Origin of the sequence: Nonomuraea sp. NPDC051191 (genome assembly GCF_044455665.1) — a bacterium.
In the GTDB taxonomy this organism is placed as follows: Bacteria; Actinomycetota; Actinomycetes; order Streptosporangiales; family Streptosporangiaceae; genus Nonomuraea.
Window position 1 is genome coordinate 1 of sequence record NZ_JBITEZ010000024.1, and the last position, 20,573, is coordinate 20,573.

General features: G+C 73.6%; 19 protein-coding genes. 8 read left to right on the forward strand and 11 right to left on the reverse strand.

The annotated features are described in order from the left end of the window. Positions 1-289: 289 nt before the first annotated feature. The 9 genes from ACIA8R_RS46280 to ACIA8R_RS46320 are packed head-to-tail and all read right to left on the reverse strand — an operon-like array spanning position 290 to position 9,749. Positions 290-1,252 carry a UDP-glucuronic acid decarboxylase family protein gene (locus tag ACIA8R_RS46280; RefSeq protein ID WP_397044246.1) on the reverse strand — a complete coding sequence of 321 codons (963 nt, stop codon included), beginning with the start codon at positions 1,250-1,252 and terminating at the stop codon, positions 290-292. Next, positions 1,249-2,121 (reverse strand): glycosyltransferase family 9 protein, encoded by an 873-nt coding sequence (locus ACIA8R_RS46285; protein WP_357707006.1) that lies wholly within the window; start codon positions 2,119-2,121, stop codon positions 1,249-1,251. Before ACIA8R_RS46285 ends, ACIA8R_RS46280 begins: the two co-directional genes overlap by 4 nt. Continuing rightward, entirely contained in the window at positions 2,112-2,786 is a 675-nt protein-coding gene (locus tag ACIA8R_RS46290) for an SDR family oxidoreductase (protein ID WP_397044247.1), read from the reverse strand. The genes ACIA8R_RS46285 and ACIA8R_RS46290 overlap by 10 nt, the downstream gene beginning before the upstream one ends. Further along, complete coding sequence (locus ACIA8R_RS46295) at positions 2,783-4,126, reverse strand: PfkB family carbohydrate kinase (protein ID WP_357707003.1); 1,344 nt, start codon at positions 4,124-4,126, stop codon at positions 2,783-2,785. Before ACIA8R_RS46295 ends, ACIA8R_RS46290 begins: the two co-directional genes overlap by 4 nt. After that, positions 4,126-4,674, reverse strand: a complete 549-nt coding sequence (locus tag ACIA8R_RS46300; protein WP_357707002.1) for an SIS domain-containing protein — start codon at positions 4,672-4,674, stop codon at positions 4,126-4,128. The genes ACIA8R_RS46295 and ACIA8R_RS46300 overlap by 1 nt, the downstream gene beginning before the upstream one ends. 2 nt (positions 4,675-4,676) lie before the next feature. After that, complete coding sequence (locus tag ACIA8R_RS46305) at positions 4,677-5,867, reverse strand: glycosyltransferase (protein WP_397044248.1); 1,191 nt, start codon at positions 5,865-5,867, stop codon at positions 4,677-4,679. After that, positions 5,864-7,087: a glycosyltransferase family 9 protein gene (locus tag ACIA8R_RS46310; protein ID WP_397044249.1), complete on the reverse strand. Its 1,224-nt coding sequence runs from the start codon at positions 7,085-7,087 to the stop codon at positions 5,864-5,866. The genes ACIA8R_RS46305 and ACIA8R_RS46310 overlap by 4 nt, the downstream gene beginning before the upstream one ends. Further along, positions 7,084-8,121, reverse strand: a complete 1,038-nt coding sequence (locus tag ACIA8R_RS46315) for a glycosyltransferase family 2 protein (RefSeq protein WP_397044253.1) — start codon at positions 8,119-8,121, stop codon at positions 7,084-7,086. Before ACIA8R_RS46315 ends, ACIA8R_RS46310 begins: the two co-directional genes overlap by 4 nt. Further along, positions 8,118-9,749: a carbamoyltransferase C-terminal domain-containing protein gene (locus ACIA8R_RS46320; protein ID WP_364095560.1), complete on the reverse strand. Its 1,632-nt coding sequence runs from the start codon at positions 9,747-9,749 to the stop codon at positions 8,118-8,120. Before ACIA8R_RS46320 ends, ACIA8R_RS46315 begins: the two co-directional genes overlap by 4 nt. Before the next feature lie 172 nt (positions 9,750-9,921). On the opposite strand from ACIA8R_RS46320, the gene ACIA8R_RS46325 reads away from it, so the two are divergent. Genes ACIA8R_RS46325 through ACIA8R_RS46335 form a run of 3 tightly spaced genes read left to right on the forward strand, consistent with a single transcriptional unit; the run spans position 9,922 to position 11,747 of the window. Beyond that, positions 9,922-10,515, forward strand: a complete 594-nt coding sequence (locus ACIA8R_RS46325) for a D-glycero-alpha-D-manno-heptose-1,7-bisphosphate 7-phosphatase (RefSeq protein ID WP_397044255.1) — start codon at positions 9,922-9,924, stop codon at positions 10,513-10,515. Beyond that, positions 10,512-11,432, forward strand: coding sequence for a glycosyltransferase (locus tag ACIA8R_RS46330; RefSeq protein ID WP_357706994.1), 921 nt, complete (start codon positions 10,512-10,514; stop codon positions 11,430-11,432). The genes ACIA8R_RS46325 and ACIA8R_RS46330 overlap by 4 nt, the downstream gene beginning before the upstream one ends. Positions 11,433-11,456: 24 nt before the next feature. Beyond that, positions 11,457-11,747: a WhiB family transcriptional regulator gene (locus ACIA8R_RS46335; RefSeq protein WP_357706993.1), complete on the forward strand. Its 291-nt coding sequence runs from the start codon at positions 11,457-11,459 to the stop codon at positions 11,745-11,747. Here ACIA8R_RS46335 and ACIA8R_RS46340 read toward each other — a convergent pair. Beyond that, entirely contained in the window at positions 11,683-12,147 is a 465-nt protein-coding gene (locus tag ACIA8R_RS46340) for a peptide deformylase (RefSeq protein ID WP_357706991.1), read from the reverse strand. The genes ACIA8R_RS46335 and ACIA8R_RS46340 overlap by 65 nt on opposite strands. A gap of 305 nt (positions 12,148-12,452) precedes the next feature. Between ACIA8R_RS46340 and ACIA8R_RS46345 the strand changes: the two genes are divergently transcribed. Together ACIA8R_RS46345 and ACIA8R_RS46350 are read left to right on the forward strand one after the other, a co-directional pair. Beyond that, positions 12,453-13,730, forward strand: coding sequence for a uroporphyrinogen-III synthase (locus tag ACIA8R_RS46345; protein ID WP_397044258.1), 1,278 nt, complete (start codon positions 12,453-12,455; stop codon positions 13,728-13,730). Continuing rightward, positions 13,727-14,482: a sirohydrochlorin chelatase gene (locus tag ACIA8R_RS46350; protein ID WP_397044260.1), complete on the forward strand. Its 756-nt coding sequence runs from the start codon at positions 13,727-13,729 to the stop codon at positions 14,480-14,482. Before ACIA8R_RS46345 ends, ACIA8R_RS46350 begins: the two co-directional genes overlap by 4 nt. Before the next feature lie 136 nt (positions 14,483-14,618). Here ACIA8R_RS46350 and ACIA8R_RS46355 read toward each other — a convergent pair whose 3' ends face one another. Next, a complete protein-coding gene (locus ACIA8R_RS46355; RefSeq protein WP_357706987.1) occupies positions 14,619-15,473 on the reverse strand; it encodes a PAC2 family protein in 855 nt (284 codons plus the stop codon). 284 nt (positions 15,474-15,757) lie between these two features. On the opposite strand from ACIA8R_RS46355, the gene metH reads away from it, so the two are divergent. The 3 genes from metH to ACIA8R_RS46370 all read left to right on the forward strand — a co-directional run bounded on the left by metH (position 15,758) and on the right by ACIA8R_RS46370 (position 20,444). Beyond that, complete coding sequence (gene metH, locus ACIA8R_RS46360) at positions 15,758-19,222, forward strand: methionine synthase (RefSeq protein ID WP_364095575.1); 3,465 nt, start codon at positions 15,758-15,760, stop codon at positions 19,220-19,222. An 18-nt stretch (positions 19,223-19,240) separates the two neighbouring features. Then, complete coding sequence (locus ACIA8R_RS46365) at positions 19,241-19,882, forward strand: HAD family phosphatase (protein WP_364095578.1); 642 nt, start codon at positions 19,241-19,243, stop codon at positions 19,880-19,882. Positions 19,883-19,967: 85 nt separating this feature from the next. Further along, positions 19,968-20,444 (forward strand): cellulose synthase, encoded by a 477-nt coding sequence (locus tag ACIA8R_RS46370; protein ID WP_364095581.1) that lies wholly within the window; start codon positions 19,968-19,970, stop codon positions 20,442-20,444. Positions 20,445-20,573 lie beyond the last annotated feature (129 nt).

The following is a 20,573-nucleotide window of genomic DNA, read 5'->3' on the forward strand; positions in this document are numbered from 1 at the left end:
GCCGGGCCGGGCTCGCCCAGCCGGTCGCCGACCCGGATCTCCGGCACCCCCCGGACCGTGGCGATGTCCCCCCCCCCCCCCCCCCCCCCCCCCGACCCCCCCCCCGCCCCCCCCCCCGGCCCCCCCCCCGAGGCCGGGGCCCCCCCCCCCCCCGCCCCCCCGGCGCGCGCCCCCCCCCCCCCCCCCGGCCGGGGGGGGGGGGGGGGGGGGGGGGCCGGGGGGGGGGGGGGGGGCGGGGGGCCCCCCCCCCCCACCTCCCGTGGAGTCGCCGAAGTCTCGGCGCTCTCCCTCACACACGCAGCTGCTCGAACCTCTCGTTCGCGGCGAGCTCCGCGGTGAACCATTCGATCGTGCGCCGCAGCCCCTCCTTCGCGGGCACCTCCGCCCGCCAGCCCAGCCGCTCGGCGGCCAGCGTGGTGTCGGGCCGGCGCACCTTCGGGTCGTCGGCGGGCCGGTCGATGAACTCGATCTCCGAGCTGGACCCGGTCAGGTCGCGGACGAGGGCGGCCAGCTCCAGCATGGTCAGCTCGTCCGGGTTGCCGATGTTGACCGGGCCGGGGAAGTCGCTGCGGGCCATGGCCAGGATGCCCGCGACGGTGTCGTCCACGTAGCAGATCGACCTGGTCTGGGAGCCGTCGCCGGTGATGGTCAGCGGCTCGCCCTTCAGCGACTGCCGGATGAACGTCGGGATCGCCCGGCCGTCGAACGGGCGCATGCGCGGGCCGTAGGTGTTGAAGATGCGCACGATCCCGGTGTCGGTGCCGCGCGACTGCCGGTAGGCGGTGGTCAGCGACTCGGCGAAGCGTTTCGCCTCGTCGTACACGCTGCGCGGGCCGACCGGGTTGACGTTGCCCCAGTACGTCTCCCTCTGCGGGTGTTCCAGCGGGTCGCCGTACACCTCGCTGGTGGACGCCAGGACGAACCGGGCGCCCTTCTCCCTGGCCAGCCCGAGCGCGTGCAGGGTGCCCACGCTGCCCACCCGCAACGTCTCGATCGGGTAGCGCAGGTAGTCGGCCGGCGAGGCGGCCGAGGCGAAGTGCAGCACGAGGTTCACCTGGCCCGGGACGTGCACGTACCCGGTCAGGTCGCTCTCGATGAGCCGGAAGGCCGGATTGTCCAGCAGGTGCTCGACGTTGCGCGGGCCGCCGGTCAGGAAGCTGTCCATGCAGATGACCTCGGCGCCCTCGGCCAGCAGGCGTTCGCACAGATAGGAACCGAGAAAGCCGGCTCCGCCGGTGACCAGAGCCCTCATGACGTGACCTCCAGAGCTGCGTCGACGACTTCGGACACCTCGATCTTCAGCAGACCGGGGTCCGGGCGCTGGCCGTGCGGGTCGCCCTTGCGGCCGGCCCACAGGGCCACGTGTCGCCAGCCGGGCGGTGGCCCCCACTCCGACGGCGGGACCGGGCCGAACAGCACCACCGACGGCACGCAGAACGCCGTCGCCAGGTGCGCGACCCCGGTGTCGCCGCAGACCACCAGCCTGGCCCGGCTGACCAGGTCGATCAGGTCGGCCAGCCGGGTACGGCCGGCCAGCATGCGCTCCTCCGGCAACCCGGCCAGCTCGGCGACCCTCCTGGCGATCGGCACCTCGTCGGCGTTGCCGGTGACGACCACGTCGTCCAGCGCGGCCGCGACCTCGCCGAACCGCTCGGGCGGCCAGCGCCGCGCCGGGTAGGCGGCGCCCGGATGCACGATCACGGGCCCCGTCCGGTCGGAGACGCCGAGCGTCAGATCCTGCGGGTCGGCGGGGATGCCGTGCCATTCCAGCAGGCCGCACCACCGCCGCACCTCGTGCACGCCGTCCTGCCACTGCGGGCCGACGCCGAAGCTGATCAGCCGGGCCGGGTCGGTGGCACGCAGCGCCTCGATGCTCTGCGGCCCCTTGCCGTGCAGGTTGACCGCGATGTCGGGCCGCTCGAAAGGCACCGGGCCCGGCCCGGCGACGTCCACCTGGGCGTCCACCGCGCCGATCAGCGGCAGCAGGGCCTCCAGGGACCTCGGCGCGGCCAGCGTGATCCGGTGCCGGGGAAAGGACTGCCGCAGCGCCCGCAGCGCGGGGACGGCCGTGAGCAGGTCGCCCAGGCCGAGCCCGCGCAGCGCCAGCAGCTCTAGGGCCATGACGTCTCCGTCGAGGGGCAGACGACCAGCTCTCTGACCTCGCACCCGGCCGGCTGCCGGAGCGCGAACACGACGGTCTGGGCGACGTCGGCGGGGTCGTTCAGGCCCGCCTCGGGGCCCGGCTTGTACTGCTCGGGACGCCCGTCGAAGAAGCCCGTCCGCATGCCGCCCGGGATCAGCAGGGTCACCCCCACCTCGCCGCGCAGCTCGACCGCCAGCCCCCTGGTGAAGCCGACGACGCCGAACTTCGAGGCCGAGTACGCCGAGGCGTCGCTCAGCGGGCGCAGCCCGAGCGTCGAGGCGCAGGTCACCACCTTGCCGCGGGTCCGCTTCAGGTACGGCAGCGCCGCCCGTACGACGGCGGCCGTCCCGAGCAGGTTGACCTGGATCACCCGCTCCCAGTCGTCGGCGGGCACGTCCTCCAGGCGCCCGCAGGCGTCGATGCCGGCCGCGGTCACCACGCCGTCCAGGCCGCCGGCCCGCTCGGCCAGCTCGTGCACGGCCCGCTCGGCCTGCCCGCGGTCGGCCAGGTCGGCGGTGACGTGGTCGAAGCGCTGGTCCGGCTCGCGCACGTCGACGACGAGCGCCCGCCAGCCCTCCTTCTCGACCGCTTCGGCGGTGGCCAGGCCGAGCCCGGAGGCGCCCCCGGTGATCAAAATATTCACTGGATCTCCCTGATCAGATTGCTGGTCGAACGTCCCGGCAGCGTGCTCAGCGCGACGAACTCGGCGCCGAGCCGCTCCAGGACCTTTGACTCGGGCAGGACCTCCCCCTCGTAGTCCCCGCCCTTCACCCACACGTCGGGCCGCAGCAGCTCGATGGACTCGGCCGGGGTGTCCTCCTCGAACACCAGGACCGCGTCCACGCAGCTCAGCGCCCGCAGCACCTCGACCCGGTCACGCGCGCCGACGATGGGCCTGGACGGGCCCTTCAGCCGGCGCACCGAGTCGTCGGAGTTGACGCAGACGACGAGAGCGTCGCCCAGCGCCCTGGCCCGCCGCAGGAGGCTCACGTGCCCCGCGTGCAACAGGTCGAAGCAGCCGCCCGTGGCGATCAGCCGGCCGCCCTGCGCGCGGGTGAGCCTGGCCACCTCCAGTGCGGTGCGCGGCCGGTCGCCGAGCCGTTGCTCATGCGTCCGGACGGTGGCGGCCCCGCCGCGCTCGACGAAGCGCGAGGCCTCGCCGACGCCGATGGTGACCGCCTCCACGACGTCCGCGCCGTCGCGCAGCGCGAGCGCCGCGGCGCCGGCCAGCCGGTCGCCGGCGCCGCACGCGTCCCGCCCGGACGCCGTCACCGGCGCCGGCACGCGCGTCAGCGGACCGCCCTGGACGGCCAGCGTGGCCCCGTCGCCGCCGGTGGTGACCGCCACGGCCCCGGCGCGCAGCTCCCGCACCAGGCGGCGGGCCGCGTGGTCGGGGCCGCGGTAGCCGTCCGGGCACAACATCCTGGCCTCGGCCTCGCTCGGCGTCAGCAGCGCGCAGCCCGGCATCGGCGGCCCGCTCCGGGGATGCGGGTCCCACACGACCGGTACGCGCACCTCGCGCAGCAGCTCCCCGGCCGACGCGGCCACGCCCCTGCCGTAGTCGGAGACCAGCACGGCGCCCGCGCGGGCCACCGCGGCCGTGATCTCCTCGGGGATCTCGCCGAGCGGGTCGGACCGGGCGACGCCGTCGCCGGTGTCGAGCCTGAGCATGGTCTGGCCCCTCGACCTGACCCTGGTCTTGCGCACGGTCCCGCCGTTCAGCGGCAGGCGTACCAGCTCGACCTCCTCCGACAGCAGGGCGCACAGGCGGTGCCCGTCGGGGTCGTCGCCGATCGCGGTGATCAGGACCACGTCCGCGCCGTCCCGCGCGGCCAGCAGCGCGGCCAGGCCCGCGCCGCCGGGGCGGGCGTGCTCGGCCGAGATGTCGACCACCGGGACCGGCGCGTCCGGGCACAGCCGCTCGCTGTCGCCCTCGACGTCCACGTCGAGCAGTGTGTCGCCGACGACGACAAGGGGGCCCATCAGACGGCCTCCTCGATGGCGTCGCAGAGCAGGTGGATCATGGCGAGGTGCACCTCCTGGACGGTGGCCGTCTCCTCGGCGGGCACGGCCACCGCCTCGTCGCACAGCTCGGCCAGCGGGTTCGGCGCGGGTCCGGTCAGGGCCCAGGCGGCGATGCCGACCTCCTGCGCCGCCCTGGCCGCGGCCAGCACGTTCGGGCTGCCGCCGCTGGTCGACAGGCACACCAGCACGTCCCCGGGACGGCCGTGCGCCCGCACCTGGCGGGCGTAGACCTCCTCGTGGCCGAAGTCGTTGGCGATCGCGGTCATCGAGGAGCTGTCGCCGTGCAGCGGGATCGCCGCGTACGGCGGCCGGTCGGCCCTGAAGCGGCCCACCAGCTCGGCCGTCAGGTGCTGGGCCTCGGCCGCCGACCCCCCGTTGCCGCAGGCCAGCAGCCGGCCGCCGGCCGACAGCACGCCGGCCAGCTTCCCGCCCCACGCGCGGATGGTGACCGCGTGGCCGTCGACCTGCTCCAGCGTGTTCCAGAGCTTTTCCAGATGTCTGTCCATGATCAACCCCCCAGAGCCGCGAGGCGGCCGAGCTTGCCGTCGATGACCTGCGTGTACACCGCCTCCGTCTGCTCGGCGATGCGGGACCAGCCGTACCGTTCGCGGGCCCGCCGGGCTCCGGCGGCGCCCAGCGCCTCGCGCCTGCGCCCGTCGGCGAGCACGTCGCGCAGCGCCCTGGCCAGCGCCCGGGGGCGGCGCGGCGGGACCAGCACGCCGCAGCCGGCGACCGTGTCCAGGTGGCCGCCGACCGCCGAGGCCACGACGGGCACGCCGCAGGCCATCGCCTCGATCGGGACCATCCCGAAGGGCTCGTACCAGGGGACGGTCACCACGACGTCGGCCGAGCGCATCAGCGCGGGCACGTGCGTGCGCGGGACACTGCCGATCAGGTGCACCCGCTCCCGCAGCCCGTAGGCCGCGGCCAGGTCGCGCAGCCGCTCGGTCTCCCCGCCGTCGTCCGGGCCGCCGCCGGCGATCACCAGGTCGGCGTCCGGGATCTGGCGCAGTGCGGCGATCATGGTGTCCACGCCCTTGCGCGGCACCATCCGGCCGATGCTGAGCACCACCTTGGCGCCCGCGCGCGGCGCGACCGGCCCGTCCGGGCAGAACGCCGTCAGGTCCACCCCGCAGGGCACCACCGTGACGCGCCGCTCGGGGACGCCCATCGCGCACAGCTCGCTCACCTCGTCGCTGCAGGTGGCCAGCACCGCGTCGGCCCGCTTGCCGATCTCGCGCTCGGTGTCGATCCGGTGCGCCGGGCTGGTGTCGGCCTCGCCCTGCCAGCGCCGCTTCACGGTCCCGAGCGCGTGGAAGGTCTGCACCACCGGCACGCCATGGGCGGCCCGCAGGGCCGCCTGGCCGCTCATCCAGAAGTGCGCGTGGGCCACGTCCGGCGGGTTCGCCGCCCACCGCTCGGCCAGGCGTTCGGTGAACTCCGGCATGTACGGCGGCAGCTCGTCCTTCGGCACGACCGCGGCCGGGCCGGCCGTGACGTACTCGACCGTGACGCCGGGCGCCATGGCCACCGCGCCGGGCTGCGACCGCGACGAGCGTCTGGTGTGGACGACGACCGTGTGACCGCGCTCGGCCAGCGCGACCGCCAGGTGCGCGACGTAGACGTTCTGGCCGCCCGCGTCCACGCCACCGATGGCCGCCAGCGGATCGGCGTGCTCGGAGATGAGATCGACCTTCACTGCATCAACTCCCTCACTGCCTTGACCACCTGCTCACTTGTCACCATGGACAGGCACGGGTGCCCGGCCACCGGACAGGTGCGCGCCCTGCTTCCCGAGCAGGGCGCCTGCTGGTCGCCGAGCAGCACCGTGGGCACCCCGTACGGGGCCCATCTGGCGGCGGGGACGACAGGGGCGAACAGGCTCACGACCGGCGTGCCCACCGCAGCGGCCAGGTGCGCGGGACCGGTGTTGCCGGCCACGAGCACGCCGGCACGTTCGATCACGGCGGCCAGCTCGGCGAGCGTGGTCCTGCCCCCGAGGTCGACTGCCGCGTCGCAGGCCACGTAGGCGGTGAGGTCACGTTCCGTGCCGGTCACGACGACCCGGTGCCCGTCGTCCACCAGCTCCCTGACAGCCTGCCGGTGCCTGTCGGCCGGCCACGTTCTGGCAGGGGCTGACGTCCCTGGATGCACCACGACGTACGAGCGTTCATCGGCAGCGGCGCCGACGCCTAGGAGATGCCCTGTTTCTCGGCCTATATCCGGCAATGGCCGCCGAACTGCGAGTTCGCCGTCGTCGCCGGGCGGCAGATCGAACCCGGCCGCCCGCGCGAGGGCCAGCATGCGCTCGGCCTCGGGCACGTCGATCGACTCGTCCACGACGTGCCGGACGTCCAGGAGCGAGCCGGGGTAGTCGTTGCTGATCGCGGAGACGCGCCGCACGCCGGCCATCCGCAGCAGCAGGGCCAGCGGCAGCGCCGACTGGTGGAAGGAGGTCAGGAGCACCGCCTCGTCCACGCCCTTGACCCGGGCGATGAGGTCGGCCACCTGGGCGCTGGAGACGGGGGCGGGGGAGTGGTCGATCCACGGCGCCCGCCACTCGATCACCCGGTCCACACCGGGCAGCAGCTCGGCGGCGGCCCGGCCGTTCGGGCCGGCCAGGAAGACCAGCTCGTCGGCGAGCGTGCGGACGGCGCGGGTGGCGGGGCCGGCCAGCAGGACGTCACCGGCGTCGTCCAGCCGCGCCACCAGGACGCGACCCCGGCCGCCGCCGTGCTCTCCGGCCGTCCGGCACGCCACCGCCTCCGGCGTGCCGGGCTCCGCGGTGGTGGCTTCCATGGGCGCGGCCTCCGCGGCCGCGGGCTTGCGGGCGCGGGCGGCCCGTCCGGCCTTCCCCCGGCACCGCGTGGCGTTCGTACGGCCGCGGTCGCACCGAGCCGCCGGATCGCGACGTCTCATCGCCGCCACCTCCATTCCCCCCGAAGCCGGTGCACGCAGGCGACCGGCGGGATCAGCACGCTGGTGACGGCCATGCGCCACACCTCGCGCGGGGTACGCGGCCCGGGGGCGATGCGCCGCCAGGCGAACTCGGCGGTCATCGCGGCCCACAGGGCTCCGGCGACCGCGGCCAGCACCGGCAACGCCCGCCACCCGCCGGTCGCGCGCCGCCTGCCCGCCCGTCTGTGGGGCCGTCTGTGGGGCTGTCCGTGGGGCCGCACGCCCGCGAGTCCGCTCCCGGAGCGGCGGGGCAGGGTGGCGGCCAGGCCGAGGGCGGCGGCGGTCAGGGCGGCGGCGGTGGTGGCGGCGTGGCGGCGCAGCCTGCCCCCGGAGCCGCCGATGGCCTGACGCCAGCGCGGCCCGTGCAGCCGCCGCATCAGCGCGTCGTCGGCGTTGCCGCGCTGGAAGCGCACGCTCGCCCAGAACCCGTCCTCGCGCACCGGATGCGTGGTCACCCGCTCGCCCATGACCAGCCGGTGCCCCGCCCGCGCCACCCGCAGCGCGATGTCGGCGTCCTCCCGGTAGGCCCGGGGGAAACGTTCGTCGAACCCGCCCGTCTGCTCAAGCACCGAACGCCGGTAGGCCATGTCGGCCGTCACCCACAGCGCCTCCGACAGTCCCGCCGTGTTCCGCTCGGCGTCGGTGGGACGCCGGCCGGCCGGCAGCGGCACCTCGATCCGGCCCTGGCTGGCGGCCACGTCCTCGGGCAGGTCCACCAGGTCCTTCCAGACCGCCTCGGCCCACCCAGGACGGGGGATCACGTCGTCGTCCAGGAACACCACCCACGGCGTCCCGGCGGCCCGCCAGCCGGCGTTGCGCGCCGCGGCCGGCCCCCGCCCGCCCGAGCGCACCACCCGTACGTGATCGGGCAGCTCCAGCGCGGCGGACCGCGCCCGCCGGTCGTCCACCACGATCACGGGCGTCGCCCGGCCCACCGCCGCCAGCGTCCGCCGCAGCGTGGCGCGGCCGACGGTGGGGATCACGACGGTGATCACGAGGCGAACACCTCCCCGCGCCGCACCAGGTACGGCCCCAGCGCCAGCACGTCCACCGGCGAGGAGCCGAAGCACTCCAGCGCGTCCCGGGGATCGTCGACCATCGGCCGGCCGGCGGTGTTCAGGCTCGTGTTGACCACCACCGGCAGCCCCGTACGCGCCTCGAACTCCGTCAGCACCCGCGCCATCAGCGGGTCGTCGGCCGGCGAGATCGTCTGGATGCGCGCGGTGCCGTCCACGTGCACGACCGCCGGGATGCGCTCCCGCCAGGGCTCGCGCACGTCGTGCACGAACAGCATGTACGGCGAGGGCACCGGCCCCCGCCCGAAGATCTCCCGCGCCCTGGACTCCAGGACCATGGGCGCGATCGGCCGGAACTGCTCCCGGCCCTTGACGTCGTTGAGCCGCTCGGTGTTGCGCGCGTGCCCCGGATGGGCCAGCAGCGACCGGCGTCCGAGCGCGCGCGGCCCGTACTCGGCGCGGCCCTGGAACCAGGCCACGATCTTGTCGGCGGCCAGCTCGGCGGCCACCGCCGCGCCCAGGTCGGCCGGCCGTGTGTACGGCACCCGCGCCACGTCCAGCCAGGCGCCCAGCTCCTCGTCGGTGAACCCGCGCCCGAGCGCGGCGCCCGGCATCGGACCGGCCGGCTCGCCGTAGGCCTGCGCCAGGTGCAGCGCGCCGCCCAGCGCCGTGCCGGAGTCGCCGGCGGCCGGCTGGGCCCACACCTCCTCGAACGGCCCCTCGTCCAGCAGCCGGGTGTTGGCCACGCAGTTCAGCGCCACCCCGCCGGCCAGTGCGAGCCGCCGTTCGCCGGTACGCTCGTGCAGCCAGCGGGCCAGCTCCAGCAGCACCTCCTCCAGCCGGGCCTGCACGCTGGCGGCCAGGTCGGCGTGGTCGGAGGTCCAGGGCTCGCCCTGGTCCAGGGCCTTGACGTAGACGTTCCAGTCGACCGGTTCGACGCGGAAGCCGCCGTCGCCGGTCGTGTGGACGATCTCGCGCAGCGACTCCAGGTGGCGCGGCCGGCCGTAGGAGGCCATGGCCATGACCTTGTACTCGTCGCTGGACCGCAGGAATCCCAGGTGCTGGGTGACGTCCTCGTACATCAGGCCGAGGGAGTGCGGCAGCTCCTGGGCGGCCAGCACCTCCAGCTCGCCGTCGCGGTAGCGGCCGGCGAGGTGGGAGACGTTCTCGCCGCGTCCGTCGCACACCAGCACCGCGCAGTCCCGCCAGGGGGAGGCCAGGCCCGCCGAGGCGGCGTGCGCCACGTGGTGCGGGACGTAGGAGACCTGCCCGGGGTCCAGGCCCGGCAGCGCGGTCGCCAGGAAGGCGGGGGCCCTGACGGCGTACTTCGTGCGCAGGTCCTCCCAGTCGCCCTCGGGCCGCTGGACGACCAGGCCCGGGTCGTAGGAGTAGGCCACGGCGTCCAGGTCCTCGGGGGACAGGCCCGCCTCCTCCAGGCACCACGCGGCGGCCTGCTCGGGCAGCTCCCACGCGGAGAACGCCAGCGGCCGCTTGCCGTGCTTGCGGCGGCTGAAGCGCTCCTCCTCCGCCGCGGCCACGATCCTCCCGTCGACGACCAGGGCCGCGGCCGGATCGTGGAAGATCGCGTTGATGCCGAGAAACTTCATCGTTTCCTCCCCCGCAGATGTCGAGAACCGCTACCGAGAGAAGCGCCTCTCAAACCTTCGGTCACCTCAGACGATGCGAAAACGGACATAACTGCCTGAGATTGGTCACCCTTTGTAGTTGTTTGCCGGTTTCTGGTCCGGGTAGCTGCCGGTCATGCGACGGAGGTGAGAGGTGTTCGAAAAGCGACGTCCCGGGGCCGTCCTCTTCGACCGGGACGGAACCTTGATCAGAGACGTGCCGTACAACGGCGACCCGCGCCTCGTCGAGCCCATGCCGGGAGCGGTCGAGGCGCTCGGCAGGCTCCGCCGGGCCGACGTGCCCGTCGCGGTGGTCACCAACCAGTCCGGCGTGGCCAAGGGCCTGCTCTCGCCGGACGAGATGGACCAGGTGAACGCCAGGGTGGAGGAGCTGCTCGGGCCGTTCGACGCGTGGGCCATCTGCGTGCACGACGACGCCGACGGCTGCACCTGCCGCAAACCGGCGCCGGGGCTGGTCATCAGGGCGGCCGCCGTCCTCGACGTCAGCCCGCGCGACTGCGTGGTGGTCGGCGACATCGGCAGGGACATGGAGGCTGCCAGGGCCGCGGGGGCCCGGGGCATCCTCGTGCCGACGCTGCAGACGCTGGAGGAGGAGATCGAACAGGCGGCCGAGGTCGCCGAGGATCTGACCGACGTCGTGGAACGGGTGCTGAGCGCGTCCGAGGCGCCCGTCGCGGCGGTCTCGGCCGCGCCCTGGGCCCGGGCCATGGGCTGGAGCCGCTGGTGAGGATCCTCGTCTGGCACGTCCACGGGGCGTGGACCAGCGCCTTCGTCAGCGGCGGCCACGACTACGTGCTGCCGCTCGTGCCCGGCCGCGGTCCCGACGGCCGGGGGCGCGCCGCCACCTACGACTGGCCCGCCAACGCCCGCGAGGTGCCGTACGACCGCATCCGCGACGAGCCGATCGACGTCGTCGTCTACCAGCGGCCGTACGAGATCGACCTGGCCCGCGACTGGCTCGGCCGCGCGGTGCCCGGCGTGTACGTCGAGCACAACACCCCGGCCGGCGACGTCCCGCGTACCAGGCATCCGCTGTCCGGCCAGGACGACATCACGCTCGTGCACGTCACCCACTTCAACGAGCTGTTCTGGGACAACGGCCGGGCCCGCACCCGCGTGATCGAGCACGGCGTCCCCGACCCCGGTCACCTCTACACCGGCGAGCTGGCCAGGGCAGGCGTCGTGGTCAACGAGCCGGTACGCCGTACCAGGGTCGCCGGCACCGACCTGCTGCCGCGCTTCGCCGAGCGCGTGCCGCTGGACGTGTTCGGCATGAAGGTGGACGGCCTGCCGTACGGCACCTACGAGGACCTGCCGCAGCACGTCATGCACGCCGCCCTCGCCCGCAGACGCGCCTACCTGCACCCCTACCGCTGGACGTCGCTGGGCCTGGCCCTCATCGAGGCCATGACCCTCGGCCTGCCGGTCGTGGCGCTGGCCACGACCGAGGCCGTCGAGGCGGTGCCGCAGGAGGCCGGGGTGATCTCCACCAAGGTTGACGTGCTGGCCGACGCCCTGCACGCGTTCGTCGCCGACCCCGAGCGGGCCGCCCAGGCGGGCAAGGCCGCGCGGGCCGCCGCCCTGGCCCGGTACGGCCTGCCCCGGTTCCTGGAGGACTGGGACCGGTTGCTGGCCGAGGTATGACGCCGGAAGGCATGGGTAGGCGCGATGAGCATGATGATGCTCAACTGGTCACGCCGGGCGGCCTGCCTGGAACTGGACCCCGAACTGTTCTTCCCGATCTCGCTCGAAGGGCCCGGCCGCTCGCAGGTCGAGAAGGCCAAGACGATCTGCGGCCGGTGCCCCGTGCGCAGACCCTGCCTGGAGTACGCGCTGGACACCAGGCAGGCGCACGGCGTGTGGGGCGGCACCGACCCCGAGCAGCGGCGGGAGCTCAGCTCGCCGGCAGCGCCTCGGCCAGGAAACGTTCCCGCTCCGCAGCTTCGAGGTGGTCGCTGAACAGCACGCCGTCGAGATGGTCGGTCTCGTGCTGCAGCACCCTCGCCAGCACGCCCAGCGCCCGTAGCGTCACGGGCTTGCCGAACATGTCGCGGCCGCGCGCCGTGACCATGTAGGAGCGTTCCAGTGGACGCCAGAGGCCCGGCGCGGACAGGCACGCCTCGTCGGCGGTGATCCGCCGCTCCGACAGCTCCAGCCGCGGGTTGACCAGATGACCGGAACGTCCGTCGTAGGAGTAGACGACCACCCGAACCGGCTCGCCGATCTGCGGGGCCGACAGGCCCGCCCGGCCGGCTCCCGCCCGCAGGGTGAGCGTCAGGGACTTCACCAGGCGCCGCAGCTCCCGGTCGAAGTCGTGCACCGGTTCCGCGACCGCGCGGAGCACCGGATCGTCGAACACGCGAATAGGCCGGACCGTCACCCGCAACTCCCCGAAACGCCGTGATCGTCATGCGGAACGGTTCCCGCCGCCGGCTGCCCTCAACCCTGAAGGCCGTGCCTTGTAGCACAGCGGTAACAGAGGAGACCCAGGGGTGAAACCACCCGAAAGCAGGATCGGAGGGTGATCTCACTTGCGTCACCCGCGTCTGTGATCCCCGGCCCCCCGCCCGGACCCCTCCCAGGCCGGCCCACCCGCCTGAGCCGGCCCGCCCGCCCGGGTCGGACGGCTCACCTGGGGTGGATCGCCCGCCCGGAGGTGACGGCATGACCGCCGCCGAAGGCCCACGGGACCGCGCGTACGCGCCTCCGACGGACCTCGCGCCCGCCGGGTCGTCCCCCGAGCCGTTGGGCCTCGCGCCCGATGGATCGTCCCCCGCGACGGCGGGTCTCGCGGCCGCCGGGTCGTCTCCCGAGACGGCGCCCGACGCGCTGGCCGGGTTCACCGTCGGGGTGACCGCCACGCGGCGGCGCGAGGAGTTCGGCGCGCTGCTGGAGCGGCGCGGCGCCCGCGTCGTCAGCGCCCCGGCCATCCGCCTGGTGCCCCTGGCCGAGGACGCCGACCTGCTCGCCGCCACCCGCCACACCCTCCAGGCCCCTCTGGACGACCTGGTCGTCACCACCGGCGTCGGCTTCCGCGGCTGGATGGCCGCCGCCGAAGGATGGGGCCTGTCCGCCGACCTCGGCGACCACCTCGCCGGCGCGCGCCTGCTCACCCGCGGCCCCAAGGCCAGAGGAGCCGTACGGGCCGCCGGCCTGACCGACCACTGGACGCCCGCCACCGAGTCCTGCGACGAGATCAAGGAGTACCTCCTCGCCCAGGACCTGCGCGGCCGCCGCATCGCGGTGCAGCAGCACGGCGAGCCGCTCACCGCCTTCGTCGCCGACCTGCGCCGGGCCGGGGCCGAGGTGATCGAGATCCCGGTCTACCGATGGCTGCCCTACCGCGACATCTCGCCCCTGCGCCGCCTGATCAGCCAGACCGTCTCCGGCGCGGTGGACGCGGTGGCCTTCACCAGCGCGCCCGCCGTCCACGCGATGCTCGGCGCGGCCCGGTCCGACGGGCTGGAGGAGGCGTTGCTGGCCGCGTTCGGCGGGCCCGTCGTGGCCGCGTGCGTGGGCCCGGTGACGGCCGAGCCGCTGACCTCGCGCGGCGTACGCGCCCTGCTGCCCGACCGCGCCCGGCTGGGGGCCCTGGCCCGCGTCCTGGCCAGGCATCTGCCCGAGCACGGCGTCTCCCGGCTGGTGGCGGGCGGGCACCGGCTGGAGATCCGCGGCCACGCCGTCGTCGTGGACGGCGACCTGCGTCCCCTGCCGCCCGCGCCGATGGCGGTGCTCAAACGCCTGGCCGACAAGCCGGGCCACGTGGTCTCCCGCGCCGACCTGCGTAAGGTCCTGCCGGGCAGCACCGCCCGCGACTCGGCCGAGCACGCGGTGGAGATGGCCGTCACCCGCCTGCGCCGCGCCCTGGGCCCGCATGGCATCGTCGAGACGGTCGTCAAACGCGGTTACCGCCTGGCCTGCTCCCACGAGCCGACCCCGTGACCCCCCACCGGCCCGCCCAGCCCGCCCCCGTGCCGGCGGCCGGACCGTTGCCCACGCTGGTGCTGGCCGCGCACGGTACGCGGAGCGCGGCGGGGGAGCGGACCCTGGCCGCGCTGGCCGGCTCGGTCCGCCGGGCCCGTCCGGGGCACCGGGTCGAGCCGGCCTTCCTGGAGATCAGCGGCCCGCTGCTCAAGGACGTGCTGCCCGCCGTGCCGGGGCCGGTGGTCGTCGTGCCGTTGCTGCTGGCCGGCGGCTATCACGTGCACATCGACCTGCCCGAGGTGATCGCCGCCCGCCGCCCGGACGCGCTGGTCGCCGACCGGCTGGGGCCGCACCGCCTGCTGACCTCGGCACTCGTCCGCACGCTGGACCGAGCCGGGCTGCGCGCCGCCGACACGGTGATCCTGGGCGCCGCGGGCTCCTCGGACCCCGCCGGGCTCGCCGACGTGCGCGCCGTGGCCCATCGGCTCTCGGTACGTCTGTCGCGCCCGGTCACGGCGGCCTTCGCCGCGTCGGGCACGCCGTCCCTGCGCGAGGCGGTGGATCAGGCGCGGACGACGTCCGGTGGCCGGGTGGTGGTCGCCTCGTACGTGCTGGCCCCCGGCTTCTTCCACGACCGGCTGACCGGCGCGGGCGCCGACCTGGTCACCGCCCCGCTGGCCCCGGACCCCGCCGTGACCGCCCTGATCTGGCACCGCTTCGACCAGGCACTCGAAAGCCGTCAGCCCATCCCGGCACCCGCCCGGACGTAGGCGGTCAGAGGTCGGCCGACAAGGCGGTCAGAGGTCGGTCGATAGCGGCATCAGAACGGTCAGAGGCCGGCCGGCAGCGGCGTTGAAGCAGTCGGCCGCCGGTCCCGACGCCTGCCCCGACAGGCGCGGTCGGAGGTCAGCCGTCGGTGTCGCGGTCGCGTCGCCGCAGGTAGCGCTCGAACTCGGCGGCGATCGCGTCTCCGCTGGCCTCGGGCAGCTCGGCGGCGTCCTTGCGCTCTTCCAGCTCCTTGACGTATTCGGCCACCTCGCTGTCCTGCGAGGCCAGCTCGTCGACGCCGCGCTCCCAGGCCCGCGCCTCCTCGTCGAGGTCGCCGAGCGGCATCGGGATCTCCAGCACGTCCTCCATGCGGCGCAGCAGCGCGAGGGTGGCCTTCGGGTTGGGCGGCTGGGCGACGTAGTGGGGCACCGAGGCCCACAGGGAGATCGCGTCGAGCCCGGCCTCGCCGAAGGCGTGCTGGAGCACGCCGACGATGCCGGTGGGGCCCTCGTAGCGGCTGAGCTCAAGGTTGGTCGAGCGGGCCAGCGCCTCGTCGGTGGCCCCGCCCAGGATCGGCACGGGACGGGTGTGCGGTGAGTCGTTGAGCAGCGCGCCCAGCATCACCGCCAGCTCGACGCCCAGCTCGTGGCAGACCTTGACGATGTCGGCGCAGAAGGAACGCCAGCGCATGTTGGGCTCGATGCCGCGCAGCAGCACGACGTCGCGCTCGCTGCCCGGAGGACGGGCGTGGAACAGCCGCGTCGTCGGCCACACGATGGACCGGGTGAGCCCGTCGCCCATCTCCACCACGGGACGGGTGACCTGGAAGTCGTAGTAGTCGTCGGGGTCGAGCGCGATCAGGGGCTCGGCCTTCCAGGACGACTCGAGATGGGCGATCACACCGCTGGAAGCCTCGCCCGCGTCGTTCCAGCCCTCGAACGCGGCAATGAGCACCGGGTCGACGAGCTCGGGCAGCCCTTCGAGCTCGATCACGTGTCGCCTCCTCTCTCCGTCATCGCGCTAAGCCTATGCGGTAAGCAGGCGTCGGCGTCACCGATCTCCCCGCGAACGCTCCGAGCCACCGGCCCACCCCTTTCGCCCAGCCCACCACGCGACTATCCCCCGTCCCGCAGCTCTCACCCCTCCCTTTCGTTCGCCCCTAGCGGATCATCCCAAAAGGGGCAGAACGGTCATGGGTGTCAGGGCCTTGTTGGACGCCACGTCAATTGACAGGCGGAAGAATAAGCGGTCGGGACGCACCCGATAAGCTCTACGGCATGAGCATCTCCCCGTCCTTCCGAGAAGTGTTGTCCCAGCGCGTGATCGTGGCCGACGGGGCTATGGGCACGATGCTCCAGGCGCAGGACCCGACGCTCGACGACTTCGAGGGTCACGAGGGGTGCAACGAGGTACTCAACGTCACCCGTCCCGACATCGTCCAGGGCGTGCACGACGCCTACTTCGCCGTCGGCGTCGACTGCGTCGAGACCAACACCTTCGGCGCCAACCTGGCCGCGCTCGGCGAGTACGACATCGGCGAGCGCGTCTTCGAGTACTCCGAGGCCGGCGCCCGCATCGCCCGCGAGCGGGCCGACCACTGGTCCACGCCCGACCAGCCGCGCTTCGTCCTCGGCTCGATGGGGCCCGGCACCAAGCTGCCGACCCTGGGCCACCTGCCCTACCGGAACCTGCGCGACGCCTACCGCGACAACGCGGCCGGCCTGATCGCGGGCGGCGCCGACGCGCTCATCATCGAGACCTGCCAGGACCTGCTCCAGGTCAAGGCCGCCGTCATCGGCGCCAAGCGGGCCGTCGAGGCCGCCGGCCGCGACGTCCCGATCATCGCCCAGGTGACGATCGAGACCAACGGCGCGATGCTGCTCGGCTCCGAGATCGGCGCCGCGCTCACCGCGATCGAGCCGCTCGGCGTCGACATCGTCGGGCTCAACTGCGCCACCGGCCCGGCCGAGATGAGCGAGCACCTGCGCTATCTCGCCCGCCACTCCCGGCTCAAGCTGTCGTGCATGCCCAACGCCGGCCTGCCGGTGCTCACCTCCGACGGCGCGTACTACCCGCTGTCGGCGCAGGAGCTGGCCGACGCGCACGAGACCTTCGCCCGCGACTACGGCCTGTCGCTGGTCGGCGGCTGCTGCGGCACCACCCCCGAGCACCTGCGCCAGGTGGTCGAGCGGGTGCGCGGCAAGGAGGTCGCCGCGCGCCGCCCCCACCCCGAGCCCGGCGCCTCCTCCCTCTACCAGACGGTCCCCTTCCGCCAGGACACCTCCTACCTGGCCATCGGCGAGCGCTGCAACACCAACGGCTCCAAGGCCTTCCGCGAGGCGATGCTGGAGGGCCGCTGGGACGACTGCGTGGAGACCGCCCGCGACCAGGCCCGCGACGGCGCCCACATGCTCGACCTGTGCGTCGACTACGTCGGCCGCGACGGCGTGGCCGACATGAAGGAGCTGGCGTTCCGCTTCGCCACCGCCTCCACGCTGCCGATCATGCTCGACTCCACCGAGCCCGCCGTGCTCCAGGCCGGCCTGGAGATGCTCGGCGGCCGCGCGGCCGTCAACTCCGTCAACTACGAGGACGGCGACGGCCCCGACTCCCGCTTCCAGAAGATCATGCGCCTGGTGCGCGAGCACGGCGCGGCGGTCGTCGCGCTGACCATCGACGAGGAGGGCCAGGCCCGCACCGCCGACTGGAAGGTGCGCGTGGCCAGCCGCCTCATCGAGGACCTGACCGGCAACTGGGGCATGCGCGTCGAGGACATCATCGTCGACTGCCTGACCTTCCCCATCGCCACCGGCCAGGAGGAGACCAGGCGCGACGGCCTGGAGACGATCGAGGCCATCCGCGAGCTCAAGCGCCGCTACCCGGGCGTGCAGACCACGCTGGGGCTGTCCAACATCAGCTTCGGCCTCAACCCGGCCGCCCGCATGGTGCTCAACTCGGTGTTCCTCAACGAGTGCGTCAACGCCGGCCTCGACTCGGCCATCGTGCACGCGTCCAAGATCCTGCCGATGGCCCGCATCCCCGACGAGCAGCGCCAGGTCGCGCTCGACATGGTCTACGACCGCCGCCGCGAGGGCTACGACCCGCTGCAGCGCTTCATGGACCTGTTCGAGGGCGTCGACGCCGCGGCCATGCGCGCCGGCAAGGCCGAGGAACTGGCCGCGCTGCCGCTGTGGGAGCGCCTCAAGCGGCGCATCATCGACGGCGAGCGCAAGGGCCTGGAGGCCGACCTCGACGACGCGCTCAGCCAGCGGCCCGCGCTGGAGATCATCAACGAGGTGCTGCTCGACGGCATGAAGACGGTCGGCGAGCTGTTCGGCTCCGGCCAGATGCAGCTGCCGTTCGTGCTGCAGTCGGCCGAGGTGATGAAGGCCGCCGTGGCCTACCTCGAGCCGCACATGGACCGCGTCGACGGCGAGACCAAGGGCCGCATCGTGCTGGCCACGGTCAAGGGCGACGTGCACGACATCGGCAAGAACCTCGTGGACATCATCCTGTCCAACAACGGGTACCAGGTGGTCAACCTCGGCATCAAGCAGCCGGTCTCGGCCATCCTGGAGGCCGCCGACGAGCAGAAGGCCGACGTGATCGGCATGTCCGGCCTGCTGGTGAAGTCGACGGTCATCATGAAGGAGAACCTGGAGGAGATGAACTCCAGGGGCCTGTCGGAGAGGTACCCGGTGCTGCTCGGCGGCGCCGCCCTCACCCGCGCCTACGTCGAGCAGGACCTCGCCGAGTTGTTCGAGGGCGAGGTGCGCTACGCCCGCGACGCGTTCGAGGGGCTGCGGCTGATGGACTCGTTCATGGCCGTCAAGCGGGGCGTCGTGGGCGCCACGCTGCCGCCGCTGCGCGAGCGGCGCGTCAAGACCGGCGCGGTGCTGCAGCGCACCCCGGTCGAGGCGCTGCCCGCCCGCTCCGACGTGGCCGCCGACAACCCGGTGCCCGCGGCGCCCTTCCACGGCGACCGCGTGGTGAAGGGCATCTCGCTGGCCGAGTACGCGGCCTTCCTCGACGAGCGCGCCCTGTTCCTGGGCCAGTGGGGCCTCAAGCCCACCAGGGGCGGCGACGGGCCCGGCTACGAAGAGCTGGTCGAGACCGAGGGCCGGCCCAGGCTGCGCATGTGGCTGGAGCGCATGCAGACCGAGGGCCTGCTGGAGGCGGCCGTCGTCTACGGCTACTTCCCGTGCGTCAGCGACGGCGACTCGCTGATCATCCTGGGCGACGACGGCAACGAGCGCACCCGCTTCACCTTCCCGCGCCAGCGCCGCGACCGGCACCTGTGCCTGGCCGACTTCTTCCGGGGCAAGGACTCCGGCGAGGTCGACGTGGTCGGCTTCCAGGTGGCCACCATGGGCGCCAAGATCTCCCAGGCCACCGCCGAGCTGTTCGCGAAGGACGCCTACCGCGACTACCTGGAGCTCCACGGCCTGTCGGTGCAGCTCACCGAGGCGCTGGCCGAATACTGGCACGCCCGGGTGCGCGCGGAGTGGGGCATCGGCGGTCAGGAGACGCTCGACGACATGCTAAAGGTCAACATCCAGGGCTGCCGCTACTCCTTCGGCTACCCCGCCTGCCCCAACCTGGAGGACCAGCGGCAGCTGTTCGAGCTGCTCGAGCCCGGGCGCATCGGCGTCAGCCTGTCGGAGGAGTTCCAGCTCCACCCCGAGCAGGCCACCTCGGCGCTGGTCGCCCATCACCCCGAGGCCAAGTACTTCAACGTCTAGATCCGGGGGGAACAACCCGTGGAAGCGGTCTTCTTCGACATGGACGGCCTGCTCGTCGACAGCGAGAAGGTCTGGCTGGAGATCGAGACCAGGGTCATGGCCCGGCTCGGCGCCGAATGGACGCCACAGCACCAGGCCCACCTGGTGGGCGGTTCCATGGAGCGCACGCTCGACTACATGCTGGGCGTCTCCGGCGCCGACGTGCCGGCGTCGACGGTGCAGGAGTGGATGGTCTCCGGCATGGTCGAGCGCCTGGCGGAGGGCGTCGGGGTCATGCCGGGGGCCGCGGAGCTGCTGGAGGCCCTGCGTGACGAGGGGGTGCCGGTCGGCCTGGTCACCTCCTCGATGAAGGAGATCGCCGAGGCCGTGCTCAAGGGCTTCGGCAGAGACCGCTTCGACGTCGTCGTCACCGCCGCCGACGTCGAGCGGACCAAGCCCGACCCCGAGCCGTACCTCAAGGCCGCCCGGCTGCTCGGCGTCGAGCCGGTGCGCTGCGTCGTGCTGGAGGACTCACCCAACGGCGTGGCGGCCGCCACGGCGGCGGGCTGCGCCGTCGTGGCCGTCCCGAACCTGCTGCCCGTCGAGCCGGCCCCCGGCCGCCTGGTGGTCTCCTCGCTGGCCGAGGTCGGGGTCGCCGATCTGCGCGCGTTGATCCCCTAGGGGGCGTCTGGTCCTCGCGGAGGAGGGGCCGCCCGTGTTTCGCGTGCCAGGATGGAAGGCGTAGTCGAGACGAGGGGCGGCCTCAATGTTCAATCAGATCGCCTGGTTGCCGCTGTGCGCCGGGGTGACGGCGGTAGGGCTGGTGCTGAGCTTCCTGGCCTTCAGGCGCAGGGGAGCGGCCGCGGGGATGCGGCTGGCGGCCTGGTCGCTGCTGCCGGTGGCGGCCTACCTGACCGGCGCGCTCAGCGCGCTGTGGACGATCGGGGCGACCGCGGTGGGGTTCGTCACCGGGCTGGTGCTCAACCCGATGGTGTGGGCCGGCGTGGCCGTGGCGGGTCTGGCCGCCGTGCTGTTCGTCGTCTCCGGGTTCATGCGCGGCCGCAGGCTGTCCGTGGGCCGGAAGAAGAAGGCGGCCCCCGAGCCGGACGGGAAGCCGGACGGGAAGCCGTCGGTTCAGCCCGTAGCGAACAAGTCGCAGCCGTCGGTGACCCCCAAGACGCCCAAGAGCGACGATGACTTCTCCGATATCGAGGCCCTGCTGAAGCGCCGCGGCATCAGCTGATTTCGGACGGAATCGGTCGTGGATCGGCACTGTCACAGTTCCGAGACCCAACCGGGACGGGCTGTAGACATTCTCATCAAGATCGATACGAATAAGTTTCGCGTCAATCACAGTTGAGCCACATCGAGC

What these genes read in the sequence shown, in the direction of transcription:
- ACIA8R_RS46280 (WP_397044246.1), bottom strand. Translation starts at nt 1,252, where the DNA reads ATGAGGGCTCTGGTCACCGGCGGAGCCGGCTTTCTCGGTTCCTATCTG.
- ACIA8R_RS46335 (WP_357706993.1), top strand. Translation starts at nt 11,457, where the DNA reads ATGAGCATGATGATGCTCAACTGGTCACGCCGGGCGGCCTGCCTGGAA.
- ACIA8R_RS46300 (WP_357707002.1), bottom strand. Translation starts at nt 4,674, where the DNA reads ATGGACAGACATCTGGAAAAGCTCTGGAACACGCTGGAGCAGGTCGAC.
- metH (WP_364095575.1), top strand. Translation starts at nt 15,758, where the DNA reads ATGAGCATCTCCCCGTCCTTCCGAGAAGTGTTGTCCCAGCGCGTGATC.
- ACIA8R_RS46370 (WP_364095581.1), top strand. Translation starts at nt 19,968, where the DNA reads ATGTTCAATCAGATCGCCTGGTTGCCGCTGTGCGCCGGGGTGACGGCG.
- ACIA8R_RS46320 (WP_364095560.1), bottom strand. Translation starts at nt 9,749, where the DNA reads ATGAAGTTTCTCGGCATCAACGCGATCTTCCACGATCCGGCCGCGGCC.
- ACIA8R_RS46285 (WP_357707006.1), bottom strand. Translation starts at nt 2,121, where the DNA reads ATGGCCCTAGAGCTGCTGGCGCTGCGCGGGCTCGGCCTGGGCGACCTG.
- ACIA8R_RS46310 (WP_397044249.1), bottom strand. Translation starts at nt 7,087, where the DNA reads ATGAGACGTCGCGATCCGGCGGCTCGGTGCGACCGCGGCCGTACGAAC.
- ACIA8R_RS46295 (WP_357707003.1), bottom strand. Translation starts at nt 4,126, where the DNA reads ATGGGCCCCCTTGTCGTCGTCGGCGACACACTGCTCGACGTGGACGTC.
- ACIA8R_RS46345 (WP_397044258.1), top strand. Translation starts at nt 12,453, where the DNA reads ATGACCGCCGCCGAAGGCCCACGGGACCGCGCGTACGCGCCTCCGACG.